Genomic DNA, 18,912 nt, shown 5'->3' with positions numbered 1-18,912 from the left:
CCTCATCGTCCCATCGGACTACTGCAGCGCAACCATGCGGGTCAGCGCCGGGTCGTTGCCGGGGCCATGCACGCAGCTGACGCCGGCGGGATCGTAGATGCGCGCGACGCAGCCGTTGCAGCTGTCGCAGGCCGAATGCCGCAGCGTGCCGGCGCGCCAGCCGGCGACCAGCGCGGGGTCGTGGATCAGCGCGCGCGCCAGGGCGACGGCGTCGAAGCCCTCGCCCATCAGCTGCGCCACGTTGTCGAGCGACTTGACCCCGCCGATATACGCCAGCGGCATCCGCACCGCCTGGCGCACCACGCGCGAGGCTTCGAGGAAATACAGTTCGCGGAAGGCCAGGTCGCGTGGCGTGCGCCTTTCCAGCATGGTGATGCCCAGGCGCGCCAGCGCGGTCGGCGCTGCGGCCTTCATCTGCGCGGTCGGCATCGGGCTGCCGAACAGCGCCCACGGGCTTTCCACGTTGCGCCCGCCGCTGAGCGTCAGCAGGTCCGCGCCCTCGGCTTCCAGCAGGCGCGCGGTCAGGGCCGAGTCGTCGGGCCGGTTGCCGCCCGGCACGCCGTCGCTGACGCTGAGCTTGCAACACACCGCGAGGTCGGCGCCGACCGCGTCCTTCACCTGGCGCAGCACGGCGACCGGGAAGCGGGTCCGGTTTTCCACGCTGCCCCCGAAGGCATCGCGCCGCCGGTTGCTCAGTGGCGACAGGAACTGGTTGAGCAGGTAGCCGTGCCCCATGTGGATTTCCACCGCGTCGAAGCCGGCGTCGCGCGCCAGCCGCGCCGCGGCGGCAAACTGGCCGGCCACGCGCTCCATGTCCGGCGCGCGCATGGCGCGCTGGAAATACACGCCATGCATCATGCCGAAGGCATTGAGGCCCGACGACGCACTGCCCGGCGCGCGGCTGCCGCCGTGGCGCATGGTGGTGAACGAGCCCGCGTGCGTGATCTGCAGGCAGGCCGCCGCGCCTTCGCGATGGACCGCGTCGGTCAGCACGCGCAGGTGCGGCACCTGCTCCGCGCGCATGCTGAGCTGGTGCGCGAAGGTCAGCCCGTCGTCGGCGACCGCCGCGTAGGCCACCGTGGTCATGCCCACGCCGCCCGCGGCCAGGGCGCGATGGTGCTCGACCAGCGCCCGGGTCGGCAAGCCATGCGGCGTCATGCCTTCATTCGCGCCGGCCTTGATAAAGCGGTTGCGCAGCGTCAGCGGGCCGATGCGAAGCGGCGTGAAGGCCGGCTCGGCGGATGTATGGATCTCGGGCATGCAGTCTCTCCGTTGCGATGCTCAGGCCGCGTCGGACTTCAGACCATGCGTCACCGGCCCCGACTCGGCGCCACCGGCAGCCACGGCCGGCCTGGCGGCCGCGCCGCGGGCGCGGGCGCGCTCTTCCTGCTCCACGCCCAGCCAGGCCGCCAGCGCCGGCAGCAGCGACACCGCGCCGAACAGGTTCACCAGGAACATGAACGCCAGCAGGATGCCCATGTCGGCCTGGAACTTGAGCGCGGCGAAGGCCCACGTGCCCACGCCGATGCACATCGTCAGCGCCGTGAACAGCGCCGCCGAGCCGCGCTGGCGCATGGCCTCGGCAAAGGCCTGGGGCAGCGCCTGCCCTTCCTCGCGGATCTGGTGCTGGATGCGCTCGTACAGGTAGATGCCGTAGTCCACGCCAACGCCCACGCCCAGCGTGATCACCGGCAGCGTCGACACCTTCAGGCCGATGCCCAGGCGCGCCATCAGCGCATTGCACAGCACCGACACCAGCGTCAGCGGCACGATGATGCACAGCACCGCGCGCCACGAGCGGAAGGTCAGCAGGCACAGCAGCGTGATCGCGCCGAAGATCGCCAGCAGCATCGCCACCTCGGCCTCTTCCACGGCCTCGTTGGTCGCCGCCATCACGCCGATATTGCCGCCCGCCAGGCGGAAGGCCACGTTCGGGGTCTTGTCGCTGGCCTCGAAGCGGCGGATCTCGCGGATGATGTGGGCAATGGTCGCGCCTTCGTGGTTGGCGGTGTAGATCAGCACCTGGATCGCCTGGCAGTTCGACGTATTCATGCCGTTGTCCGGGTCGAAGGCCTTGGCGCCCTGGCTCAGGCCGGCGCTGTTGCGCGGCAGCGCCTCCCAGCGCGGGTTGCCCTCGTTGTAGGCGCCGATCACCACCTTGGCCAGCGACGACACGCTGACCACCGACTGCACGCCGGACACGCCGCGCATATGCATCTCGAAGCGCTCCACCGCGCTCATCACCGGGTAGTGCAGGCAGCCATCGTCGAAGCCGGTGGGCTCGACCACCACGGTCAGCGCATCCGAGCCGATGTTGTACTGGCTGACGATGCTGGCGCTGTCGCGGTTATAGCGCGAGTCCGCGCGCAGCTCCGGCGCGCCGGTGCCGACATCGCCGATCTTCAGGCCGCGCGACTCGATCGCGCCGTAGGCCAGCAGCGCCAGCGCCGCAACGAACACGCCCAGTGCCGGCGCCGGCCGCGCCAGCGCGCCGAACTTGTGCCACAGGCTGCCCTGTCCCGTTGCGTGCGATGCGCGCGCTGCGCGCGCCAGCGCCGACGGCTCCAGCCGCGTGTACGACAGCAGGATCGGCAGGAACACCTTGTTGGTCACGATCATCAGCAGCACGCCCAGGCAGGCGGTGATGCCAAGTTCGCGCACGATATCGATCTCGATGCGCATGATCACCATGAAGCCCAGCGCATTGGTCAGCAGCGCCACGGTGCCGGGAATGAACAGCTTGCGGAAGGCCGCGCTGGCGCTGTCGAGCGGGCCGTGCCCCTGCGCCACCTCCTGCTTCCAGGCATTGGTCATCTGCACCGCATGCGAGACCCCGATCGAGAAGATCAGGAACGGCACCAGGATCGACATCGGGTCGATGCCGTAGCCGAGCAGCGGCAGCAGCCCCAGCAGCCAGGCCACCGGCAGCAGCGCCACCACCAGCGCCAGCGCGGTGATGCGCAACGAACGCGTGTACAGCCACAGCAGCAGCGCGGTGACGGCGAAGGCCAGCGCGAAGAAGCCCATCACGCCGGCGATGCCGTCTTCGACATCGCCCACCAGCTTGGCGAAGCCGACGATATTGACTTCGACATCGGTGCCGCCGAACTGCGCGCGGATTTTCTCGAGCTGGCGCGCCACCGAGCCGTAGTCGATGGTCTTGCCGGTAGCCGGGTCGGTCTCGCGCAGTTCGGCGCGGATCAGCGCGGACTTCAGGTCATTGCTGACCAGCCGCCCGATCTGGCCGGAGCGGGCCACGTTGCGGCGCACCTTGTCGAGCTCGTCCGGCGCGCCGGAAAAGCGGCCCGGCACCACCACGTCGCCGCGGAAGCCGGCTTCGGTGACCTCGGTGTAGCGCACGTTGGGCGTGAACAGCGAGAACACGCGCGAGCGGTCCACGCCGGGGATGAAGAAGACTTCATCGGTGGCGTGGCGCAGCTTGTCCATGAAGGCGGCGTTGTAGATATCGCCGTCGCCCTTCCAGCGCAGGCTTACCAGCACGGTATTGGCACCGGAGAAGGTGCTGGCGTACCTGGTGAACACCTGCATGTACGGGTGCTGCAGCGGGATCATCTTGTTGAAGCCGGGATCGAGCCGCAGGCGCGTGGCGGAGAAGCCCAGCGCCATGGTCACGGCCAGGCACAGCAACAGCAGCAGGCGGCGCCGGCGCATCAGCACGCCGGCACAGGCATCGACGAAACGGCCCAGGCGGCCGGGGGATTGGGGGCGGGTCATGATGGTTCTCGCGTCCGGTCGGTCGGGTTCAGGGATTGGCGGCGAGCGTGGCGCCGGCCAGGCCGCCATTGCCGCCGAGCGCCAGCGTGTCCTTGCCGGTGGCGGCCAGCGCCGCCAGGGTCTGCGGGCTGCCCGCCGGCAGCACCGTGAAGCGGCGCCCGCCGTCGGCGGACATCACCAGCACGCCGCCCTGCCCCGCCAGCACGATGCGGCCATCGGCAAGCTCGGTGCCGCCGAAGAACGAGGTCCTGAGCCCGGTCTCCGCCGCGCGCCAGGTGGTGCCGAAGTCTTCGCTGCGCAGGGCGTTGCCGCGCATGCCGTAGGCCAGCCAGGCGCCGTCGCGCAGCGGCAGCACGCCGTAAAGCGAGCCTTCGTAAGGGGTCTTGACCGGCTCCCACCGGTTGCCGCCGTCGGTCGAGCGCAGCACCAGCCCGGCCTCGCCGACCAGCATCAGGCGCCCTTGCCCGTCGCTGGCGATGCCGTTGAGATGGCGGTCCGGCATGGCCTTGCCGCCGGCCTCTTGCCATTGCCGGCCCTGGTCGTGCGACACCAGGAAGCGGCCGAAGCTGCCCACCGCGAACCACGGCCCGCTGGCCTGCGCCAGCGCGCCAAGCAGCGGATCCGACGATTCCGGATCGAAGGCAACCTGCTGCCAGTGCGCGCCGCCGTCTTCGGTGCGCAGGATCTGGCCGCTGTGCCCGACCGCGATGCCGCGGCGGCTGTCGGCAAAGGCCACGTGCGTCAGCGTGGCGCCTTGCGGCTTGTCCACCGTTGCCGGGCGCCAGCTGCGCCCCAGGTCGTCGCTGAACAGGATCTTGCCGCGCTCGCCGACGGCGACCAGGCGCTCGCCGGCGCGGGCGATGCCGTTGACCTGCAGGCCGTCCGGGCGCAGCGCGGTGGCCGGGAACGGCGGCAGCGGACGCGGCGCGAAGGCCCATACCGCGGTGGCCAGCACGGCCAGCGACATGGCGATGCCGAGCAGTCGTTTCATGATGTCTCCTCCGGGTTGGAGTGATGGCACTTGGCCTCGTGATTGTTTGCTCCCCTCTCCCGCTGGCGGGAGAGGGGCGGGGGTAAGGGCCGGCGCTCGCAATGCCGACACGCCCAACTTCGTGGAAGCTCTGGCCCTCACCCCCAACCCCTCTCCCACTGGCGTGGGAGAGGGGAGAAAGCCGGCAGCTTCGTTTATGGCAATACGTCGAACAGCGCCGCCGCCCCCATGCCGCCGCCAATGCACATCGTCACCACCGCCTGCTGCACGCCGCGGCGCCGGCCTTCGATCAGCGCGTGCGCGGTCATGCGCGCGCCCGACATGCCGAACGGATGGCCGATCGAAATGGCGCCGCCGTTGACGTTCAGCCGCGCATCGGGAATGCCAAGCTTCTGCTGGCAGTACAGCACCTGGCAGGCAAAGGCCTCGTTCAGCTCCCACAGGCCCACGTCGGCCACCGTCATGCCATGGCGCGCCAGCAGCCTCGGCACCGCGAACACGGGGCCGATGCCCATCTCGTCCGGCGCGCAGCCGGTCACCGCCATGCCGCGGTAGCGCCCCAGCGGGCGCAGGCCGCGGCGGCGCGCCTCGTCGGCGCTCATCAGCAGCACCGCGGCGGCGCCGTCCGACAGCTGCGAGGCATTGCCGGCGGTGATGTGCTCGCCCACGGGCACGGCCTGGCCGCCGCTCCAGACCGGCTTGAGCGCCTCCAGGCTGGCGGCCGTGGTGTCGGGCCGGTTGCATTCGTCCTGCGCCAGGCGCACGGTCTCGTGACCGGTCAGCGCGCCGGCCTTGTCGAACAGCGCGCGGCGCGTTTCGAGCGGCACGATCTCGTCATCGAAGGCGCCGCGCCGTTGCGCCTCGGCGGTGCGCTGCTGGCTGCGCCAGGCGTAGGCGTCCTGCTCGGCGCGGCTGATGCCGTAGCGGCGCGCCACCACCTCGGCGGTCTCGATCATCGCCATGTAGGCCGCCGGCTGGCGCGCCAGCACCGCTTCGGACTGGGCCCGATAGCTGTTCTTGTGCTTGTTCTGCGTCAGCGAGATCGACTCCGCGCCGCCGGCGACGATGATGTCGGCCTCGCCGCACTGAATCGCGCGCGCACCGGCCGCGATCGTCATCAGGCCCGAGCCGCACATGCGGTCCATGGTCATGCCCGGCACGCTGTCGGGCAGGCCCGCCGCCACCGCGCTCAGGCGGCCCAGGTTGTAGCCCTGGGTGCCCTGCTGCGCGGCCGCGCCGATCAGCACATCGTCGACCTCGGCCGGGTCCACGCCGGCGCGCTCCACCACCGCGCGCACCACGTGGCCGCCCAGCACCGGGGCTTCGGTATCGTTGAAGGCGCCACGGAAGGCCTTGCCGATCGGGGTGCGCGCGACGGCGACGATGACTGCGTCTTTCATGCTCGGTTCCTGTTCAGAAGTAATAGCGGCTGATGGTTTCAGCCACGCAGGCGGGCTTGGGCTCGCCTTCGATTTCCACGGTCATGCGCACCACCGACTGCACGCCGCCATCCAGGGTCTCGGCGCGCACCAGCTCGCCCACGCCGCGCACGCGTGCGCCCACGCGCACCGGCGCCGGAAAACGCACCTTGTCGCAGCCGTAGTTGACGCCCCACTTCATGCCCTCGACGGTGACCAGCTCGGGCAGGAACTGGTTGACCAGCGCCAGCGTCAGGTAGCCGTGCGCGATGCAGGCGCCGTAGGGACCTTGCGCGGCGCGCTGCGGGTCGACGTGCAGCCACTGGTGGTCGCCGGTGGCATGGGCGAACTGGTCGACCTGTTGCTGGGTGATGCGGGTCCAGGCGCTGGCGCCGAGGTGGTGGCCGACGGCGGCGTGGATGTCTTCGGCGCAGCGGAAGATTCTTGGCATGTGTGGTTCCAGCATTAATTCGAGTACCAACTGTGCTTCCCGGTCAGAATGGATTGACGGTTGCCGCAACCAACGCAGCCAACGCCCTTCGCGAAGGCACCCCTCTCCCGCAAGCGGGAGAGGGGAGCAAACCCTCAGCGGGGCGACCGCATTCCAGCTGCCCCTCAAGCCCGCTGACTGCTCACCGGCAACACCTCCCCGGTCATATACGACGCATAATCACTAGCCAAAAACACCATCACATTGGCCACCTCCCACACCTCCGCCGCGCGCCCGAAGGCCTCGCGCTCGCTCAGTTGCCGCAGCAGGTCCGCCGGCGCCGACTTCTTCAGGAAGTCGTGCAGCGCGATGCTCGGCGCCACCGCGTTGATGCGCACGCCGAACTCGGCGGCCTCCATCGCGCTGCAGCGCGTCAGCGCCATCACCCCGGCCTTGGCCGCGGCGTAGTGCGACTGCTCCTTCTGCGCCCGCCAGCCCAGCACCGAGGCGTTGTTGACGATGGCGCCGCGGCGGCGGGCCTGCATGTGCGGCAGCATCGCGCGCGTCATGCGGAAGGTGCCGGTGAGGGAAATATCGATGACGCGCGACCACTCGGCATCGTCCATATCAACTAGGCGGCGCGAGCCGCCCAGGCCGGCGTTGTTGATCAGCACGTCGGTGCCGCCGAGTGCCTCTTCCGCCGCGGCCACCAGTGCGCGCACCTGCGTTTCGTCGGACACATCGCACAGCTGGCCATGGATGGCCTGCAGCCCGGTTTCGGCGCGCAGGCGTTGGACCGCCTCGTCCAGCCGCTTGGGATGGATGTCGGAGATCATCAGCGCGCGGCAGCCCTCTTCCGCGCAGCGGCGCGCGGCGGCGAAGCCGATGCCGGCGCCCGCGGCGGCGGTGATCAGCACGCTCCTGCCGGCGAGCAGTTGGTGGCCGGGCACATAGGCCGGGGCGCTGGGGATTTCTGCGTGAAGGGTCATGGCTGTCCTCGGGCCTCGCGCGGCATGCCCAGCCCGCGTTCGGCGATGATGTTGAGTTGGATCTCGTTGGTGCCGGCGTAGATGGTGTCGGCGCGCGAGAACAGCGCCATCTGCTGCAGGCGGGTGCGGCGTGCGTCGTTCGTGTCGAGCACGTTGGCCAGCGGTCCCAGCACGTCGAGCGCAAGCTGGCCCAGGTCGCGGTGCCAGTTGGACCAGTAGTACTTGTAGATCAGCGCCTCGCGCTGCAAGGCCACGTCGACATCCTCGCCGTCCTGGCCCGCCTGCGCGGCGCCGGCCAGCATGCGCAGCGCGTTGGCGCGCATCACGCGCAGGCCGGCCCAGGCGCGCGCGATGCGCTGGCGCACCAGCGCATCGCGGCTGCTGCCGTTGTCGCGCGCGGCCTGCGCCACCCATTCCAGCTCATGCGTGAACTGCATCTGCTGGCCCAGCGTGGAGATGCCGCGCTCGAAACCGAGCAGTGCCATGGCGATGCGCCAGCCGTCGCCGGGCTCGCCCAGCACGTCGGCGGCCGCGGCGCGCGCGCCGTCGAAAAAGACCTCGTTGAACTCCGCACCGCCGCCCATCTGACGGATCGGGCGGATCTCGATGCCAGGCTGGTCCAGCGGCAGCATCAGGAAGATCAGGCCCTTGCTGCCGCGCGAGCCGGGCTCGCAGCGCGCCAGCACGAAGATCCAGTCGGATTCATGCGCGAGCGAGGTCCAGACCTTCTGCCCGCTGACCAGCCAGTCGCCGCTGTCGGCATCGCGCGTCGCGCGCGTGCGCACATTGGCCAGGTCCGAGCCCGCGCCGGGCTCCGAATAGCCCTGGCACCAGAACGTGGTGCCGTTGCGGATGCCGGGCAGCAGCCGCGCCTTCTGGTCCTCGGTGCCGAAGGCGATCAGCGTCGGGCCGATCAGCCCCTCGCCGATATGCCCCATGCGGCCCGGGCCGCCGGCGCGTGCGTATTCCTCGTGGAAGATCACCTGCTGCATCACCGGCAGCTCGCGCCCGCCATGCGCGCGGGGCCAGCCCAGGCCGGTCCAGCCGCCCTCGGCCAGGCGCCGTTCCCATGCCTTGCGCAGCTCGGGATAGGCTTCTTCGTCGCCGGGGCCGCCGCGGTGTTTCAGGCATTCGAACTCGCCGGCCAGGTTTTCGGCCAGCCACCGCGCCACCTCGGCGCGGAATGCCGACTCTTCATGTGTTTTCATGCTGTCCTCCATGCCTGCGGGCCGTTGGCGGCAATGTAGGCAAGCGCGGCGCCGGCACCGCCCAGCCACTGGCTGGCGGCCTGCGCGCGCTTGAAATAGAGCTGGGGGTCGTACTCCCAGGTAAAGCCAACCCCGCCATGCAGCTGGATGGCTTCCTGCGCACAGAAGCGCAGCGCGTCGTCGGCGGCGACAGCGGCGGCGCAGATCTCGAGCCGCGCGTCGGCGACATCCGCCGTCTGCCACGCCTGCGCCGCGCCATACACCGCCGAGCGCGCGGCCTCGACCAGCACCATCATCTGCGCGCAGCGGTGCTTGACCGCCTGGAACGAGCCGATGGCGCGGCCGAACTGGATGCGCTCCGCTGCATAGGCGACGGTCAGGTCCAGGCATTGCTGGGCCGCGCCCAGCTGCTCGGCGGCCAGCATCAGCTTGCCGTGCCACCACGCCTGGGCCAGTCCCTGCACGGCGGCGTCCCCGCGGGCCAGGCAGGCGCTTGCGGCAACGGCCAGGCCGTCGAACCGCAGCGACGCCAGCGGCCGCGTGCGGTCGAGCGTGTCCAGCGGCGCCAGCGCGAAGCGCGCATCCCGCGCCAGCGCAGCGGGCTCCAGCAGGAACAGCGCCGGTTCGCCATCGTCGAGCCGCGCCGGCACCAGCAGCCAGTCGGCCCCGGCGGCATCGGCGACCTGGTCGGCGCTGCCGCGCAGCACGAAGCCGTCCGCGCCGGCCTGCGCAGTGATCGGGACACCGTCGTAGTGCCAGCCGCCATCGTCCGGCAGCACCGCCGCGGCGCGGCACTCGCCCGTGGCCAGCCGCTCCAGCCACGGCCCACTGTGGCCGACGCTGCCCTGCAGCCACGGCGCCGCCACGCAAGCGGTCGACCAGAACGGCACGCACGCCAGGCGCTGGCCCAGCTGCTCCTGCAGCAGCGCCAGCCCGGGCGCGCCCAGGCCGGCGCCGCCCACGGCTTCAGGCAGCGCGATGCCGCACCAGCCAAGCTCGCCCGCGATCGCGCGCCACAGGGCGTCGTCGTGAGCCGGCCCCGCCTCGGTCACGCGCCGCACCGCCGCCGAATCGCTGTGCGCGGCGAGGTAGTCGCGCGCGCTGTCGCGGACCATCTGGTGTTCGACTCCGAACTCGACGGAACTGGAGAAATCCATGGCCGTCGCGCTCAGCTGCCGTACACCGCCTGGGGCGGCTGCGCCTGTGCCAGCAGCCCCGCCACGGCCGCACCCACTTCCGCCGGTTGCCAGCGCCCGCCCTTGTCGGCCTTCGGGCCGGTGCGCCAGCCGTCTGCCACCGACACCATGCCGCCGGCCGCCTCGAACATGCGGCCATTGACCTGCGCGGACGCCGCGCTGCCCAGCCACACCACCAGCGGCGCGACGTTGGCCGGATCGTAGTAGTCGAAGCCGCCTTCCGGCGCCTTCATCATGTCGGCGAACACGTCTTCGGTCATGCCGGTGCGAGCAGCCGGCGCCAGCGCATTGGCGGTGATGCCGTAGCGCCCCAGCTCCGCGGCCTGCACCAGCGTCAGCGCGGCGATGCCAGCCTTGGCGGCGGCGTAGTTCGACTGCCCGACCGAGCCCTGCAGGCCCGCGCCGGAGCTGGTGTTGATGATGCGTGCGTCGACCGCGCGGCCGGCCTTGGCGGCATCGCGCCAGCGCCGCGCCAGCAGGTTGGCCAGGCAGAAGTGGCCGCGCAGGTGCACGCGCATCACGTCGTCCCAGTCCGACTCGGTCAGGCTGACGAACATGCGGTCGCGGCAGATGCCGGCGTTGTTGACCAGCACGTGGACTTCGCCATAGGCCGCGACCGCGGCATCGACGATGCGCTGCGCGGTGGCCAGCTGCGTGATGTCGTCATCGCTGGCGAGCGCACTGCCGCCAGCGGCGCGGATCTCGGCGCAGACCGCCTCGGCCGCGTCGCGCCGGATGTCGTTGACGACCACGTTGGCGCCCTCGGCGCCGAATGCCAGCGCATAAGCGCGGCCCAGCCCGCCGCCGGCGCCGGTGATGATGACGGTGCGTCCGTCGCAGATACCCATATCCCTACTCCTTGCGATTTGGGTCCCCGCCTGCGCGGGGACGACAAACTTACAACCGTTCAATAATCGTGACGTTGGCCAGCCCGCCGCCCTCGCACATGGTCTGCAGGCCATAGCGGCCGCCGGTGCGTTCCAGTTCGTGCAGCAGCGTGGTCATCAGGCGCGCGCCGGTGGCACCCAGCGGGTGGCCCAGTGCGATGGCGCCGCCGTTGGGGTTGGTGCGCTCCGGCGCGTAGCCGGTCTCGGCCAGCCACGCCATCGCCACCGAAGCGAACGCTTCGTTGATCTCGACCACGTCGATATCGGCCAGGCGCAGGCCGCTGCGCTCCAGCGCGCGCTTCGTCGCCGGAATCGGGGCGGTCAGCATCCACAGCGGGTCGTCGCCCAGCACGCTCATATGGGCGATGCGCGCGCGCGGCGTCAGGCCGTAGCGCTTGAGCGCGTCCTCCGAAACGATCAGCAGCGCGGCGGCGGCATCGGCGGTCTGGCTGGAGACGGCCGCGGTCAGCGAGCTGCCCGGCATCAGTGGCTCCAGCGAAGCCATCTTGGCCAAGGTGGTATCCGGGCGCGGGGTCTCGTCATGCTGCACGCCTTCGCAAGCGACGATCTCGCGCGCGAAGCGCCCGTCCTCGCTTGCGGCCGCCGCACGCTGGTGGCTCTCCAGCGCATAGGCCTCCATGGCCTCGCGCGACAGCTTCCAGTGCTCGGCAATGCGCTGCGCGGCGTGGAACTGCGACACCGGCGCATCGCCGAAGCGCGCCTGCCAGCTCTTGCTGCCCGAGAACGGGTCGGCAAAGCCCAGCGCCTGCCCGGCCAGCATCGCCGACGAGATCGGGATCTGCGTCATGGTCTGCACGCCGCCGGCGATCACTACGTCCTGCGTGCCGCTCATCACCGCCTGCGCGGCGAAGTGCACGGCCTGCTGCGACGAGCCGCACTGGCGGTCCACCGTCACGCCCGGCACCGTCAGCGGCAGCCCGGCCGCCAGCCAGGCGCTGCGCGCGATATTGCCGGCCAGCGGGCCGATGGTGTCGACGCAGCCGAACACCACGTCGTCATAGTCCTCGGCCGGGATGCCGTTGCGGCGCACCAGCTCGGCCAGCACGAAGCCGCCCAGGTCGGCCCCGTGGACGTGCGACAGTCCGCCCTTGCGGCGCCCGGTGGGCGTGCGCAGGGCATCAACGATATAGGCGTGTTTCATGGTCATTGGTCTCCTTGGGATCGGGCCCTTCAGGCAAAGGTGGCGCCGGCGCCGATCGCCTGCTCGCCGTCCAGGATGTGCGCGCCCAGGCGCGCCTTGTGGAAGGCGCGGTCGCCCCAGCTTCCCGCCAGGGCCCAGGCGCGCTTGGTGAAGATTTGCAGGTCCAGCTCCCAGGTGTAGCCCATCGCGCCATGCACCTGGATCGCCTGCCGTGCCGCGCTCCACGCGCAGCGCGCGGCGGCGACGCGGGCATGCGAGACGTGCAGCCCCGCATGTGGCAGGTTATGCGCCAATGCGGCAGCTGCGCGCAGCAGCACCGGCTTGGCAAACTCCAGCTGGATCGCCACGTCGGCCAGCAGGTGCTTGACCGCCTGGTAGGCGCCAATGGCCTTGCCGAACTGCTTGCGCTGCGCGCTGTAGTCGATGGCCAGGTCGAGCATGCGCTGGGTCAGGCCCAGCTGCTGCGCGGCCACGCCGAGCGCGCCGCGGTTCAGCGCCATGTCCCACAAGCCGGTGCCGGCAGGGATCAACTCGGTGTGCGCCGCAGGCGTCCACGCCAGTTCGAACAACCGGCGCGACGGATCCAGGCCGGTGCGCGCGGTCAGCGTGGCCTGCTCCGGCCGCAGCAGGTGCACGGCGCCTTGATGCGCGCACAGGATGGCGTCGGCAACGTGGGCGTCGGCAACCAGCCGCTGCTGCGGGTGCGCCACCGCCACGCGGGCATCGCCGGCGGCGATGCGTTCGAGCAGCGTGGCGCAGCGCTCGCGCGTTGCCGCGTCGGGCGCGGCGGCAAGGGCATCGCGCAGCAGGCCGGCGGCCACCAGCGCGGTGTCGAGCAGCGGCTCGGGCAGCGCGAAATAGCCGCATGCCTGCGCCAGCGGCGCCCATTCGAGTTCGCCCAGCCCCAGCCCGCCCTGCTCCGCCGGCACCATCACGGCGGTCATGCCCTGGTCGGCCAGTTGCCGCCACAGCGCGTCGGAGCGGCCGGTCTCGGTCGCCCACAGCTCGCGCGTCAGTTCCGGCGTCATCTCGGTCATCAGGAAGCGCCGGATCGCCTCGGCAAACTGTTCCTGCTCTTCGGTCAATGCGAAATCCATGTGTTTTCCCCGGGGTGCCGTCATGCGCGCGGCATGCCGAGCAGGCGCTCGGCGACGATGTTGCGCTGGATCTCGTTGGTGCCGGCATAGATCGGCCCGGCCTGCGCGAACAGGAAGCCATCCAGCCAGTGGCCGAGCGAACCCGGCGGCTGCCCCGCGGGCGCAACTTCGGCGGCCTGCCCCAGGATCGCCAGCGCGGTATCGTGCATATGGATGTCCAGTTCGGACCAGAACACCTTGTTGGTGCTCGATTCCGCGCCGATGTGGCCGCCCTTTACCAGCCGGCTCGCAGTGGCATAGGTAGACAGCGTGTAGGCCTCTGCGTCCATCCACGCGCGCAGCACCGCTTCGCGCAGCGACGGATCGCGGTCCGCGACCTCGCGGTTGGCCTGGTACAGCCGCACCAGCGCGCGCGCGGTTTCCTGGAAGCGGGCGGGCGAACGCAGCATCAGGCCGCGCTCGAAGCCGGCGGTGGCCATCGCCACCTGCCAGCCGGCGCCCTCGGCCGCCAGCCGGTTCTCCACCGGCACGCGCACGTCGTCGAAGAAGATCTCGGCAAAGCCGGTCTGGCCGTTGAGCTGGCGGATCGGCCGCACGGTGATGCCCGGCGTATCGAGCGGCACCAGCACGAAGGTCAGCCCGTGATGGCGCGTCGACGCCGGATCGGTGCGGAACAGGCCGAACAGCCAGTCCGCCCACACCGCACGCGTCGACCAGATCTTCTGGCCGTTGATCACATAGTCATCGCCGTCGCGGATCGCGCTGCAGCGGATCGCGGCCATGTCGGAGCCGGCGTTGGGCTCGGACCAGCCCTGCGCCCAGATATGCTCGCCGGCGGCCATGCGCGGCAGGAAGCGTGCCTTCTGCGCCTCGGTCCCGAATTCCATCAGCGTGGGGCCCAGCAGGAAGATGCCGTTCTGGTTGACGCGCATCGGCGCGCCGGCACGCCAGTACTCTTCCTCGAAGATCAGCCACTCGATCAGGTCGCAGCCGCGACCGCCCAGTTCGGCCGGCCACGTGACCATGCTCCAGCGGCCCTGGTTGAGCGTGGCTTCCCAGGCGCGGTGCTGGGCAAAGCCGGCCTCGGTGTCGAAGCTTTCCAGCGGCGTGCGCGGCACGTGCGCGGCCATCCAGTCGCGCACCTCGGCGCGGAAGGCGTGCTGGGCGTCGGTGTATTCAAGCTGCATCGCGGGCTCCCGCTGCGAAAGAAGCTTCTCGGCCTTCGACAAAGGCGGCGCGCGCCTCGCCGGAATCGGCGCTCATGTACGCCTGCAGCGTGAAGCCCTGCTCCCAGCGGTACTTGTCTTCGAGGTTGCCGTCTTCCACGCCGTTGAGCGCTTCCTTGGCCAGCTGCAGCATGGCCGGGCTCTTGGCCGCGATCTGGCGCGCCAGCGCCATGGCGGCGTCGCGCAGTTCAGCGCGCGGCACCACGCGCTCGACCGCGCCCAGGCGATAGGCTTCGGCGGCGTCGATCATCTCGCCGGTGAAATACATGGCCCGGACCTTCTGCACGCCGAACATGCGCTGCAGGTGCGCGCCGCCGCCCATGGCGCCGCGGTCGATCTCGGGCACGCCAAAGCGCGCGCATTCCGAGGCGACGATGATGTCGGCCGCGCCGCAGATGCCGATGCCGCCGCCCAGCACGAAGCCGTGCACCGCGACGATGACCGGCTTGGGATTGCGGTGCACGGCGCGGAAGGTGGCGTAGTTGCCGGCATTGACGCCGACGATGCGCTCCGGGTGCGCGGCCAGTTCCTTGATGTCGACGCCCGCGCAGAAGCCGCGGCCTTCGCCGCGCAGGACGATCACGCGCACGGCGGGATCGGAGCCGAGGCGGTCGATGGCCGCGGCCAGCGCGTGCCAGCCGGCGTTGTCGAGCGCGTTGACGGGTGGGTGGTCGATCACCAGTTCGGCGATGCCGTCGGCGGTGTCGATGCGGAAGGGGTGGTGCGTCGGTTTCATGGTGGATTTGCCTGTCATGGTTGTTGGCGCGTTGGGGCAGGTTTGTTGATTCCTTGCATTGGATGCGCCCGCCCTCACCCCCGGGCCCCTCCCCCGCCCGGGGGTGTGGGTCGGGGTGAGGGCCGGGCGGATCAATGAAGCTCCGCCTCCCGCAATGCCAGCGCCTCCATCCGCGCCCGCGCCTGATCGACCATCCCCGCCACGATCTGCTCGCACGACTCGATCGCGCCGATCGCCGCGGCCGCCTGCCCGCTGGGCAGCACGCCCTCATCCGGGCACCCCTCAACCATCGCGCGCTGGATCAGCACCGGCGCATTGGCAGCCATCAGCGTTTGCGCGGCGCTGTAGTCCTGCTCGCGCATCGCGCGCCACGCGGTCGCCAGCATCTGCGTGCTGCGCATGCCGGTGCGTGCCTGCCACTTGCGCGCGGCCGACAGCGCCAGCCACGTGCGGCGCAACGGGCCGGCCTGTTCCAGCGCGATCAGCAGGTCGTTGTCGATCATCCGCTGCGGCAATCCGTCGATCGCCAGCGAGACGCGGATCTGGCCCGCGTCACGTACCTTGACGTAGCGCTCCAGCGTCTGCGCCGGCACCGGCGACTCGGCCGACATCAGGAAGCGCGTGCCCATGGCCACGCCGGCGGCGCCGTAGGCCAGCGCCGCGGCCAGCCCGCGGCCGTCGAAGAAGCCGCCCGCCGCCACTACCGGCACGCTGACACTGTCCAGCACCTGCGGCAGCAGCAGCGTGGTGGGCGTGCCGCCGGTATGGCCGCCGCCCTCGCCGCCCTGCACGGTGACCACGTCCGCGCCCATCTCCACGGCCTTGGCCGCGTGCTTGGCGGCGCCCACCGTCGGCATGCAGACGATGCCTGCTGCCTTGAGCCGGCCAACCATCTTCGCGTCCGGGCCGCGCCCATAGCTGACCGCGCGCAGCCGGTGGCGGATCGCCATCTCGATGACCTCGTGCGCGTTGGGCTGGAACATGTGGAAATTGATGCCGAAGGGCCGGTCGCTGAGCGCCTTCACGCGCAGGATTTCGCGTTCGACCTCGCCCGGCGGGATCGTGGCGCCGGCCAGGAAGCCGAAGGCACCGGCGTTGCCGCTAGCGGCGACGAGCTTCGCGTCGGCGACCCATCCCATTGCCGTCTGCACGATCGGATAGCGGCAGCCGAGCAGGTCGCACAGCACGGTGTGAAGGCTGGCGGCGTTCATGCCGGGGTTCATGCCTTCTCCTCGCCGCCGGTGCGTTGCGACGCCGCCATGGCGCGCGCGTCATAGCCGCCGAGCTTGTCGCCGCTGACCAGTTCGTTGTGCGCGTGGGCAAAGTGGTGCCAGGCAAAGACCGCATCCATCGCGGTGCGCTTGCCCTGCAGGTCTTCCACGTGGTTGACGGCCTGCTTGGTCAGCGTCAGGCCCAAGCGCGGCATCTGAGCGACCTTGGTGGCCATGCCGTAGACCGTGTCCTCGAGCGCGTCGCGCGGCACCACGCGATTGACCATGCCCATGCGCTCGGCACGCTCCGCGCCCATGCGCTCGCCCAGGAACAGGAATTCCTTGGCGATGCGCGGGTGCAGCTCGTACGCATGCGCGAAGTACTCCACGCCCGGGATGCCCATGCGCACCACCGGATCGGCAAAGAAGGCATCGTCGGAGGCCACGATCAGGTCGCACACCCAGGCCAGCATCAGCCCGCCGGCGATGCAGGCGCCGTGCACCATGGCGATGGTGGGCTTGGGCAGCTCGCGCCAGCGCCGGCACATGCCCAGGTAGACCTCCTGCTCGCGCGCATACAGGAACTCGCCGCCGGGCTTGTTCACGTGGTCATACCAGAGCGAGGCGCGCTCGAAGGTCTCGTTGATGTCGCGCCCCGGCGTGCCGATGTCGTGCCCGGCCGAGAAATGCTTGCCCGCGCCGCGCAGCACGATCACCTTGACCGCGTCGTCGGCGGCGGCGCGCCGGTAGGCCTCGTCCAGCGCATACGTCATCTTCGAGTTCTGCGCGTTGTGGAACTGCGGCCGGTTCATCGTCACCGTGGCGATGCCGTCGGCGACCTGGTAGAGCACCTCGGCGTTCGGGCCGAGGCTGATGGGTTCGATGGCGGTCGATGTCATGGCAGTCTCAGGCGCGTCCGGAAGGATTGCCGCGCACGATCGCGGCGCGCAGGTTGTGCGGGTCGAGCTGCGCGATCAGCCGCAATTCTTCCGGCGTCGGTGCCGCCGTCTCCGGCAGCGCTTCGCCGGGCGGGTTGGCCAGCGCAAAGCCGGTGGCGGCCTGCACCTGCTCCAGGCTGACGCCCGGGTGCAGCGAGCGCACGCGGATGGCATGATCCGCTCCGCCGAAATCCATCACGCACAGGTCGGTGACGATCACGCGCAGGTCCACGAAGCTGCGCATGCCTTCGATCTGGCGCGCCGGGTTGTAGCCGACGCTGCAGACCATGTCGACTTCGCCGGCCACAAAGGCGCGCGGGCTATGCCCCGGCACGAAGAAGGAATTGGCATGGTGGATGCTGTTGCCCGGGAAGCCGCGCGCGCCGAGCAGCTGGGTTTTCGGCTGCGCATGCGTGCCGCCCAGGCAGGAGATATTGGCCTGGCCGAAGCGGTCGATCTGCGTGGGCATCACCAGCGCATGGCGGCGCCCCCCCCACAGGCAGTCGAACACGCGCGCATAGCCCATCCAGCCGCTCGCGCGCACCTGGTAATCCGGTTCGCGCGGGCCCAGCGGCACCGGCGTTTCCACCAGGTAGGCCTCGCCGTCGGTCAGCAGCAGGCCGGGGTTGTGCGCGAGCCGCGCGAGGCCCGCTGCGATGCGCGGGCCGGTGCCGATGCCAGTGGCCAGCACCTCGCCGTCGTCGCGCCAGGCGCGGGCGGCGACGGCGATCATCAGCTCGGCGCGGGTAAATTCATAAGTGGCGCTCACGGTCGCTCCTTGGGATCAAAGTACGGGCAGCGGCAGGTCGTGCACGTGGCCAGGGCCGCCGATGCACGCCAGGTAATGCGCCTCGCTGTCGCCCACCACCTCGTCGCGGTAGGCACGGAAGCCGTCTTCCGCGTCGGCGCTGGCGCAATAGGACTTCAGCGCCGGCAGGTCCCAGCCATAGGCCGGCGCGCACGAAGTGGGATGCGCGCCCGCCGGCGCGTGCACCACGCCGGTCACCAGCGCGCGCTCGAACGGGTTGTTGCGGGCGCGCGCCAGGTCGGTGTCTTCGAGGCGCGGGTGCAGCGTTTCGCAGCTGACATAGCAGCGCTGCGCGGCGCGCGCGAACCACTCATCGAAGAACGGATCAGGGCCGTCGATGCGGGTGTTGCCCAGCACATCGCTTTGGTTCACATGCAGCAGCGCCGCATCCAGCGGGATCGCCGGCATCGCCAGCAGCACCTCGCCATCGTCGTACGGCGAACGGACGGTCTTCAGGTGCGGGTTGCGGTCCAGCACGTCGGTGCCCAGCGCGGCGCGCGTCGGCAGGAACGGCAGGCGCGCGGCGGCCGCGCGCAGGCCCAGCTGCAGCATGCCCTCGTCCAGTTCGGTCACTGCCAGCAGGCCGCGCTCGCGCGCCTGGCGGAAGTACGGCTCGAGCGGGATCACGTCGAGCGAGACAAAGCCGAACACCAGCCGGCGCACCTTGCCGGCGGCGCACAGCATGCCCACCTCGGGGCCGCCATAGGCCACCACGGTCAGGTCTTTCAGCGGCGAGCGCAGGATCTCGCGCACCAGCGCCATGGGCTTGCGGCGCGGGCCCCAGCCGCCGATGCCGATGGTCATGCCGTCGGCGAGCTGGCCGACCACGTCGGCCGCGCTCATGGTCTTGTCGATGGTCTTGTTCATAGGTCTGTGCCGC

The 18,912-nt window shown here is 70.6% G+C and carries 17 protein-coding genes; all 17 read right to left on the bottom strand.

What is annotated here, in order from left to right:
• Positions 1-18: 18 nt before the first annotated feature.
• The 17 genes from AC3FMM_RS02240 to AC3FMM_RS02160 all read right to left on the bottom strand — a co-directional run bounded on the left by AC3FMM_RS02240 (position 19) and on the right by AC3FMM_RS02160 (position 18,899).
• Positions 19-1,260 carry an NADH:flavin oxidoreductase gene (locus AC3FMM_RS02240; protein ID WP_488686068.1) on the bottom strand — a complete coding sequence of 414 codons (1,242 nt, stop codon included), beginning with the start codon at positions 1,258-1,260 and terminating at the stop codon, positions 19-21.
• 21 nt (positions 1,261-1,281) lie between these two features.
• Positions 1,282-3,735, bottom strand: coding sequence for an efflux RND transporter permease subunit (locus AC3FMM_RS02235; protein WP_488686067.1), 2,454 nt, complete (start codon positions 3,733-3,735; stop codon positions 1,282-1,284).
• Positions 3,736-3,763: 28 nt separating this feature from the next.
• A complete protein-coding gene (locus tag AC3FMM_RS02230) occupies positions 3,764-4,726 on the bottom strand; it encodes a WD40/YVTN/BNR-like repeat-containing protein (protein WP_488686066.1) in 963 nt (320 codons plus the stop codon).
• 194 nt (positions 4,727-4,920) lie between these two features.
• Positions 4,921-6,126 carry an acetyl-CoA C-acyltransferase gene (locus AC3FMM_RS02225; RefSeq protein WP_473703404.1) on the bottom strand — a complete coding sequence of 402 codons (1,206 nt, stop codon included), beginning with the start codon at positions 6,124-6,126 and terminating at the stop codon, positions 4,921-4,923.
• A gap of 13 nt (positions 6,127-6,139) precedes the next feature.
• Positions 6,140-6,595 (bottom strand): MaoC family dehydratase, encoded by a 456-nt coding sequence (locus AC3FMM_RS02220; RefSeq protein WP_326348121.1) that lies wholly within the window; start codon positions 6,593-6,595, stop codon positions 6,140-6,142.
• A 164-nt stretch (positions 6,596-6,759) separates the two neighbouring features.
• Positions 6,760-7,563: an SDR family oxidoreductase gene (locus tag AC3FMM_RS02215; RefSeq protein ID WP_111520199.1), complete on the bottom strand. Its 804-nt coding sequence runs from the start codon at positions 7,561-7,563 to the stop codon at positions 6,760-6,762.
• The gene (locus AC3FMM_RS02210; protein WP_414249007.1) at positions 7,560-8,771 is read right to left on the bottom strand and encodes an acyl-CoA dehydrogenase family protein; all 1,212 of its coding nucleotides are present in this window, start codon (positions 8,769-8,771) and stop codon (positions 7,560-7,562) included. The genes AC3FMM_RS02215 and AC3FMM_RS02210 overlap by 4 nt, the downstream gene beginning before the upstream one ends.
• The gene (locus AC3FMM_RS02205) at positions 8,768-9,928 is read right to left on the bottom strand and encodes an acyl-CoA dehydrogenase family protein (protein WP_116313555.1); all 1,161 of its coding nucleotides are present in this window, start codon (positions 9,926-9,928) and stop codon (positions 8,768-8,770) included. The genes AC3FMM_RS02210 and AC3FMM_RS02205 overlap by 4 nt, the downstream gene beginning before the upstream one ends.
• 11 nt (positions 9,929-9,939) lie before the next feature.
• The gene (locus tag AC3FMM_RS02200) at positions 9,940-10,815 is read right to left on the bottom strand and encodes an SDR family oxidoreductase (protein ID WP_115712524.1); all 876 of its coding nucleotides are present in this window, start codon (positions 10,813-10,815) and stop codon (positions 9,940-9,942) included.
• Between the two features lie 49 nt (positions 10,816-10,864).
• Positions 10,865-12,016, bottom strand: coding sequence for an acetyl-CoA C-acetyltransferase (locus AC3FMM_RS02195; protein ID WP_488686092.1), 1,152 nt, complete (start codon positions 12,014-12,016; stop codon positions 10,865-10,867).
• Between the two features lie 29 nt (positions 12,017-12,045).
• Entirely contained in the window at positions 12,046-13,113 is a 1,068-nt protein-coding gene (locus AC3FMM_RS02190; protein ID WP_326348120.1) for an acyl-CoA dehydrogenase family protein, read from the bottom strand.
• 20 nt (positions 13,114-13,133) lie between these two features.
• Positions 13,134-14,300 carry an acyl-CoA dehydrogenase family protein gene (locus AC3FMM_RS02185; RefSeq protein WP_116313553.1) on the bottom strand — a complete coding sequence of 389 codons (1,167 nt, stop codon included), beginning with the start codon at positions 14,298-14,300 and terminating at the stop codon, positions 13,134-13,136.
• Positions 14,290-15,075, bottom strand: coding sequence for an enoyl-CoA hydratase family protein (locus AC3FMM_RS02180; RefSeq protein ID WP_326348116.1), 786 nt, complete (start codon positions 15,073-15,075; stop codon positions 14,290-14,292). The genes AC3FMM_RS02185 and AC3FMM_RS02180 overlap by 11 nt, the downstream gene beginning before the upstream one ends.
• Positions 15,076-15,206: 131 nt before the next feature.
• Complete coding sequence (locus AC3FMM_RS02175) at positions 15,207-16,286, bottom strand: NAD(P)H-dependent flavin oxidoreductase (RefSeq protein WP_414249032.1); 1,080 nt, start codon at positions 16,284-16,286, stop codon at positions 15,207-15,209.
• Between the two features lie 8 nt (positions 16,287-16,294).
• Positions 16,295-17,185 (bottom strand): enoyl-CoA hydratase, encoded by an 891-nt coding sequence (locus tag AC3FMM_RS02170; RefSeq protein WP_414249012.1) that lies wholly within the window; start codon positions 17,183-17,185, stop codon positions 16,295-16,297.
• A 7-nt stretch (positions 17,186-17,192) separates the two neighbouring features.
• A complete protein-coding gene (locus tag AC3FMM_RS02165; RefSeq protein ID WP_115681602.1) occupies positions 17,193-17,993 on the bottom strand; it encodes a CoA-transferase subunit beta in 801 nt (266 codons plus the stop codon).
• 15 nt (positions 17,994-18,008) lie between these two features.
• Positions 18,009-18,899: a CoA transferase subunit A gene (locus AC3FMM_RS02160; RefSeq protein ID WP_488686065.1), complete on the bottom strand. Its 891-nt coding sequence runs from the start codon at positions 18,897-18,899 to the stop codon at positions 18,009-18,011.
• Between the last annotated feature and the right edge of the window lie 13 nt (positions 18,900-18,912).

This window comes from Cupriavidus sp. 207A1 (assembly GCF_057798955.1).
Note: the sequence above shows the minus strand (reverse complement) of the source record. Positions and strands in the feature narration are given on the sequence as shown.